Below are 7,434 nucleotides of genomic sequence, written 5' to 3' on the forward strand. Positions count from 1 at the left end.
CTTGTGGGTCGGGTATGTGGATCGGAGTGTTGTGCGGCCTGCTGGCCGGGGCGATGTGGGGCCTGGTGTTCATCGTGCCGGAGATGCTGGGCGCCTTCTCGCCGCTGGAGCTGGCGGTCGGCCGCTACCTCGCCTATGGCGCGATGGCCTTCGCCCTGCTGCTGCCGCGCCTGAAGTCCCTGTTCGCCACCCTCGTCCCCGCCGACTATGCGGCGCTGGTGCGGCATGCGCTGGCCGGGAACATCGTGTACTACATGCTGCTCGCGGCTGGCGTGAAGTACGCCGGCCTTGCCCCGACCTCGCTCATCATCGGCATGGTGCCGGTGGTGGTGACGCTGCTGGGCCGCAAGGACCATGGCGCCCTGCCGCTTCGGCGCCTCGCGCTGCCGCTGCTGCTGGTGGCCGCGGGCATCGCCTGCATCAATGTCGACAGCTTCCTGCATGCCGGCCCGGCGGCGTCCGCGGGCGAGATCGCGCTGGGCGTGGCCTGCGCCGCCGGCGCCCTCCTGTGCTGGAGCTGGTACGCCCTCGACAACGCGCGCTACCTGAAGCGCAATCCGCAATTCTCCAGCGCCCAGTGGTCGGCGCTGTACGGACTGTCCACCGGCGTGATCGCCCTCCTCATCGGCGCCGCCAGCTGGCTGTTTTCCGAGCCGGTTCCGGCCACGCCCGCACGCGACTGGCAGCTGTTCTGGACCTGCAATGCCCTGCTGGCGCTGGGCGCCTCGGTGATCGGCAACCAGCTGTGGAACGTGGCGAGCCGCCGCGTGCCGGTCACCCTGTCCGGCCAGTTGATCCTGTTCGAGACCCTGTTCGCCCTGCTCTACGGCTTCCTGTACCGCGCCCAGGGCCCGCGCGCCCAGGAGCTGGCGGCGATCGTGCTGCTCGTCGCGGGCGTGACCTGGTCGGTGCACGCCCATGCCGGCAAGCGGGGCGCGTCAGGGCGGGAGGCGCTCGACCCGGACTTCGCCGAAAGTGACGGCATGGCCGGCGCCGCCCATCGCCACCAGACCTAGCCGGCGCTTGCTGCCCAGGCGGTGGGTCCAGGTGCTGCCGCCGACCCAGTTCCCGCCTTCTGCCATCGACCAGGCGGTGTAGCGTTCTTCCTTCCCCGCGCGCCGGATGTCGATGCGCAGCCAGGTCCATTCGCCCGGCGTGCCCGCCACCGTGTTGCCGTAGCGCGGATAGCCGCGCTCCACCGGCGCCAGTTCCTTGCCGAATTCCACCTGGCGCAGCCCGTCGTGGGCCAGCTCCACCAGCTTGACGTAGTTGTCGTCGTCGCGCATCACGACCAGCCCGCCCTGTACCGGCTTGGCGCAGCAATCGAGCGGCGCATCGAGCCGGATGCGCGCCACGATGCGAAGGTCGCCCTCGGGCAGCGCCGTGGCCAGTACCGCGGCGGTGTTGGTGTCCACGTGCAGGTCGGTCTGCTGGGTGGCCATGCGCAGGCCCGGCTGGCCGGTGGACCAGCTGCCGGCGGCTTGCGGGCGGATCCAGTTCCAGCGCGCATCGAGCCGCGCCCCGTCGAAGCGCTCCGTCCATAGCGGCATCGCCGCCGGCGTGGGCGATACGGCCGGCACGGGCGGCGCTGCCGTGGCCTGTCCGGCCACGATGCTTGGCGCGCGCTGCGGCGTGTCCGACGGGCCCGCGCCGTGGTTGATCAGCGGCCAGCCGTCCACCCAGTCGATCCGGTCGAGCAGCAGCGGACGGCGGGTCAGCTTGTCCTCGACGCTGAAATAGCCCTGGTTGCGGTCGACCGCATGGTAAAAGGTCCACCACTGGCCGGCCGCGTCCTGGAACACGGTATTGTGGCCGGCGCCCACCCAGCGGTTGCCGTTCTGGACAAGCACCGGCGTGCCGCCCACGCGCGCGGCTGCCATGTCGTTTCCTTCGCGGTCGAGGAAAGGCCCCTCGGGACTGGTGGCGCGGCCGACAAAGAGGGCATAGCCGGTCAAGGGGCCGCGGCAGCAGTCGGTGCTCGAGGCGAACAGGTACCAGTACTTGCCGGCCTTGACCACCTCGGCGCCCTCGTAGCGGTTGGCGGCGCCGATCCGCACCGGGTCGCCCTCGACCCGCAGGCCGTCCTTCGAGAGGCGCTGCACGAACAGCCCGCCGCCATAGCTGCCGTAGTACAGGAAGCGGTCGCCCTGGTCGTCCTCGACCACGTCGGGGTCGAAGGTCCAGTGGAAGTTGCAGCCGGCGCCGGCGCGGCGCGGGGGCACCACCAGGCGCTCGGCGGGGCGCCAGGGCCCGGCCGGCGAAGCGCTGGTGGCGACCGCGATCCCGCTGTCCGACTCGCAGCCCTTTTCCGGACTGTGGCGGTCGGCCACGTCGGTGACGGTGAAGTACAGGTAATAGCTGCCGTTCTGGTAAACCGGCTCCGGCGCCCACAGGCCGGACTTCGGCCCGGCCAGGCCAGGCGGGCGCTGGTCGAAGGAATCGCGCACGAAATACCAGTTGACCAGGTCCACCGAGCGGTAGACCGGCATCATCCGGAACTTCCAGCCGCTGCCCTCGCGCTCCTTGCGGCTGACCGGGTCCATGGTGCAGTACATGTACCACACTGTCGGGGAGGAGGTGCGGTCGCGCAGCAGGGACGGGTCGGCGCAGCTTTCGGCCAGGCTGCCGTCGGCCAGGCGCAGCGGCAAGGGGTTGGTGTAGGTGGCCGATTGCGTGGCCGGCTGGGCGGCCGCGCCGGCAGCGGCCAGCAATAGTGCCCCTGCCCATCCTGGAAGGAAGCGTGTCATGCAGTCTCCTCGTCATACGCCGCGCGGACGGCGCTAATGTTGTTGACCGAAAATTAAGCCAAAACAAGCGTCCTGTGGCGCACGCGTGAAGCCGGGGCCGGGCCCGGCGTTGTCCACTTTGCCATGCCCGACCCACGAACGTTGTAACAGCCTGCTATTTTCGTTCAATTACGTTTTGTAGGACTATTGCCCGTGGTCACTCCCTGCTAGACTTCCGGAGCTGCATCCCTCAGTGCAAAATAAATTGCCATAATAGAACAATAGGGATGCAAGGCGGCATGATCCGCCAACTAGAAAAACCTAGGGGAAGTCCTTCATGACAGTAAAGCAGGTCCGTCCGGCACAGAAGTTGCTGGCCGTCGCAGTATCGGGTATTGCCTGGGGTCTGGGCTGTGCCCACGCCGTCCAGGCGCAGGAAGCGCCAGCCATCCAGGAACAGAACAACGCCGTCCCGGAGGTCGTGGTCACGGCGCAGCGCACCGTCTCCACCGCCTCGCGCACCCCGGTCGCCATGAGCGTGCTCCAGGGTGAGCAGCTGCGCGAACTCGGCGCCGACAATCCGGCATCGCTGGGCGCGCGCCTGCCGAACGTGCACGTCGACCAGGCCTTCTCGGGCCTGCGCGTGACCATCCGCGGCATCAGCAACAACGACACCACCGACAAGGGCGACCCGTCGGCCGCCTTCATGCAGGACGGCGTGTACATCGCGCGCCCTGCCGGCCAGGCCGCCAATTTCCTCGACGTCGACCGCATCGAAGTGCTGCGCGGACCGCAGGGCACGCTGTATGGCCGCAACACCACGGCCGGCTTGGTGAACGTGATCTCGAACGCACCGACCGCCCAGCTGGAAGGCCGCGTCGCTCTCGAGGCGGGCAGCTACGGCAACCGCAAGCTCGAAGGCGTGATCAACGTTCCGGTGAACGATGGCCTGGCCCTGCGCGCCGCCGTCAGCACCCGCAAGCAGGACCCCTTCCTGCGCAACGGCCAGGGCACGCGCTTCAAGCCCGGCATGGACCGCGACGACCGCGATGCGCGCCTGAGCGCCAGGCTGGCGCTCGGCCGCGACGCCGCCCTGCTGCTGCGTTATGACCATAGCGAAGCCACCAACAACAACGACCGCTTCGTCCCGGACACCAATTTCTACACCGGTGTCGCCGCCGGCGCCCCAAGCTGGCGCGACACTTCTACCGACGAACGCCTGAGCATGGGCTTTCGCCCGGCGAACATCGCCCCGGTGCAGGGCATGCAGGACCGCCGCGCGCGCGGCCTGCTGGCCGACCTGAGCTGGAACCTGGGCCCGGCCACCCTCTACTACCTCGGTTCGCGCCGCGAACTCGACCAGCAGATGGTGAACAACTATTATTACCGGATCTCCCCGGCCATCGCGCTCGGCGTGATCAACAGCTACGATGGAGCCAACACCCAGGATTCGCACGAGCTGCGCCTGGCCACCAGGGGCAGCGGTCCGCTCAGCGCCCAGGGCGGCCTGTATTACTTCAGCGAAGAATCCGACACCCGCTACGCCTTCCAGGGCCTGCGCCCGGTCGGCCTGCCGCCGTATTACGCCTTCCCGCTGGTGACCGAGGCCGCCAGCCGCGCGGTGTTCGGGCAAGTCACCTGGCGCGCCGGCGAGAGCCTGCGCCTGAGCGCCGGCGCGCGCCGCACCCTCGACCACAAGTGGCGTGTCGGTTCGACCGACTTCCAGCAGGGCCCAAGCTTCAATCCGGCCACCGACCGCCGCCTGCTGAACGCCGCCGACCTGTCGACCGCGCGCACCACCTGGCGCCTGGGCGCGGAATTCGACCTCGCCCCATCCACCCTGGCCTACCTGAGCCTGGCAACCGGCTACAAGGCCGGGGCCTTCAACGACGGCTGCGTGGCCGGCACCTCCGCCCTCGGCATCCCCTGCCCGGCAGCCGCCGCGGTCACGCCCGAGTTCCTGTACTACCAGCCGGAAGAACTGCGTGCCTGGGAAGCCGGGCTGAAGTCGCGCCTGCTCGGCGGCCGCCTGACGGTCAATGCCAGCGCCTTCCACTACGACTACACCAACCTGCAGCTCACCGGCAATGCGATCGTCGCCGGCGCCCCGCGCCTGCTGACCCGCAACGCCGGCGCCGCGCGCAGCCGCGGCATCGAGCTCGATGGCGAGCTGCGCGTCGGCAGCGGCGGCCGCCTCCAGTACGGCCTGACCCTGCTCGACGCCCGTTACGTCAGCTACATGGCGACACCGACCGTGTCCTGGGCCGGGCACAAGCTGGACCGGGCGCCGAGCCATGTGTTCACGCTCGGCTACCAGCAGCGCTTCCCACTGGCCGGCGGCCAGCTCACCGGCGGCCTGTTCGCACGCGCCAGCGGCGAGTACGTGCTGGCGGTCCCGAGCCAGCTCCTGACCTACCGCGTGCCGTCGCATACCAGCACCGACGCCACGCTGGCGTGGGCGCCGGCGGGCAGCAGCTGGAGCATCCTGGCGCGCGTGCGCAATATCGAGAACAAGGTGCGGCCGTCGATCATCGACAGCTTCGGCATGACCACCCCGACCGCGCCGCGCACCGCCGACCTGCGTCTCGACCTGCGTTTCTGAGGAAAGGCCGGACACCCGTCCGGCCTTTATTTTCGTGAACCACTCGCTGGAGCCTGAATGAAGCGCAACGCTGTGCACCCGACGTCCTCCCCGCTGCGCGCCGGCATGGCCGGAGCGGCCGTCCTGCTCGGCGCCGCCGTCGCGGCATGGCGCGGCCTCATGCTGCTCGCCATCCCGGCGCTGCCGGCCCTGGTGCTGGTGCTGTTCGCCCAGGGTGTCCACGCAGCGGGGAGCGAAGCGCTGGTGCTCGGGCCGCACACGCGCAGCATCGATACCTGGTCCGCCACCACGGTGCTGGTCGACGAGGGCGGCAAGCTCGACGCCGCCGCGGCGCTCGCCGCCACCGGCCGTTACGCCCGACCGGACACCGCGCGCGGCGTCCTCGCGCTGATCCAGGATCCGCACTGGGTGCGTATCCCCTTGCGGGTAGAAGCTGGCGCGCCGCACGACTGGGTGGTGCAGATCGACTTCGGCATCCTCGACCAAGTCGAGTTCTACCTGGAAGACGGCGGCCGCCTGCGCAAGCTCGCCAGCAGCGGACGCCGCCTGGCCGAGGATGGCGCACTCAAGGGCCGGGTCCCTGCCGTCGCCCTCAGGCTCGAGCCGGGCGCCGACTACACGCTGCTGGTGCGGGTGTTCGCCAGAGGGCCGCGCGTGGCTCCGATCAGTATCATGCAGCCGGACGCCTACCAGCGCGCCGCGCTGGGCGAGCAGATGCTGCAGGGCCTGCTGCTCGGCATCGCCCTCTGCCTGATCGCCTACAGCCTCGGTCAATGGTTCGCCCTGCGCGAGCCGCTGTATGGCAAATACGCGATGTACGTGGGCGGCCTGACCCTGTATGGCCTGGTCTGGTTCGGCCTGGGCGAGCAATTCCTGTGGCGCGGCCATGAGTGGTTCAGCAAGCACGTGATGGGGCTGTCGTCGCAGATCGCCTCGGCCGGCGCCTACCTGTTCGTCGAACAGATCCTGGCGCGCCCGGGCATGGACCGGCGCTTCAGCCGCATCATGAAGGGCGGCGCCGCATTGTGCATCCTGGCCGGCCTGCTGTGGTGCCTGGGCTTGCTCGACCACCGCATCCTGATCGTGTTCACCATGACGGTCGGCGCCGCGCCGATGTTCCTCGGCCTGCCCGGCGCCTGGCGCCGCATGCGCGCCGGCGACGAGATCGGATTCTACTTCCTGTTCAGCTGGCTCTTCAGCGCCGGCGGCGCCGTGGTGCAGGCCCAGCTGGCGGCGGGCGTCCTGCCGGCCAACTTCTGGACCCTGCACTCGCTGCAGCTGGGCGTCACCATCGACATGCTGATGTTCATGCGCATGATCAGCCTGCGCAGCAAGGCGACCCGGCAGGCCATGCTGCGCGCCGAAGCGGAAGCGCGCATGAAATCGGAGTTCCTGGCCAACATGAGCCATGAGATCCGCACCCCGATGAACGCCATCATCGGCATGAGCCGCCTGGCCCTGATGGGCGAGGCGCCGCCCAGACTGCGCAACTACCTGTCCAGGATCCTGGGCGCCGGCGAGCACCTGTTGGGTTTGATCAACGATATCCTCGACCACGCCAGGATGGAAGCCGGCAAGCTGGCGATCGAGAAGCTGCCCTTCGACCTGAACGAGATGCTCGAGCACCTGGCGAGCGTCATCAGCGTCAAGAGCGACGCCAAGGGCGTGGAACTGATATTCCGGATCGGCGCCGGGGTGCCGCAGCAGCTGGTGGGCGACCCGCTGCGCCTGGGACAGGTGCTGGTCAACCTTGCCGGCAACGCCGTCAAGTTCACCGAGCGCGGCGAAATCGTCGTGGCGGTCGAACTGCTGGAGCGCCACGACGGCAGCGTGACGCTCGAATTCTCGGTGACCGACACCGGCATCGGCATGAGCCCGGAGCAGATCGGGCGCCTGTTCCAGTCCTTCACCCAGGCCGACAGTTCGACCACCCGCAAGTACGGCGGCAGCGGCCTGGGCCTGTCGATCTCGCGCCAGCTGGTCGAGCTGATGGGCGGCCGCATCGCCGCCGCCAGCACGCCTGGCGCCGGCAGCCGCTTCGCCTTCACGGCGCCGCTCGGCCTCGCCGAAGGCCAGGGCGCCGTGGCCGCGCGCCATGCCGCCCTG

4 protein-coding genes are annotated in these 7,434 nt (G+C 69.4%); 3 read left to right on the top strand and 1 reads right to left on the bottom strand.

The window, feature by feature from the left end; genetic code table 11:
• Positions 1–14: 14 nt before the first annotated feature.
• Positions 15–1,016 carry a DMT family transporter gene (locus B2R83_RS16715; protein WP_292043654.1) on the top strand — a complete coding sequence of 334 codons (1,002 nt, stop codon included), beginning with the start codon at positions 15–17 and terminating at the stop codon, positions 1,014–1,016.
• Here the strand turns inward: B2R83_RS16715 and B2R83_RS16720 are convergent.
• Entirely contained in the window at positions 939–2,747 is a 1,809-nt protein-coding gene (locus B2R83_RS16720; RefSeq protein ID WP_292043656.1) for a family 43 glycosylhydrolase, read from the bottom strand. The two genes, B2R83_RS16715 and B2R83_RS16720, sit on opposite strands and share 78 nt — an antisense overlap.
• 316 nt (positions 2,748–3,063) lie before the next feature.
• Between B2R83_RS16720 and B2R83_RS16725 the strand changes: the two genes are divergently transcribed.
• Complete coding sequence (locus B2R83_RS16725) at positions 3,064–5,328, top strand: TonB-dependent receptor (protein WP_292043659.1); 2,265 nt, start codon at positions 3,064–3,066, stop codon at positions 5,326–5,328.
• Between the two features lie 57 nt (positions 5,329–5,385).
• The coding region (locus tag B2R83_RS16730; protein ID WP_292043664.1) for a hybrid sensor histidine kinase/response regulator at positions 5,386–7,434 on the top strand (2,049 nt) is incomplete at its 3' end.

The organism is Massilia sp. UBA6681, assembly GCF_002454935.1.
GTDB classification, from domain to species: domain Bacteria; phylum Pseudomonadota; class Gammaproteobacteria; order Burkholderiales; family Burkholderiaceae_D; genus Telluria; species Telluria varians.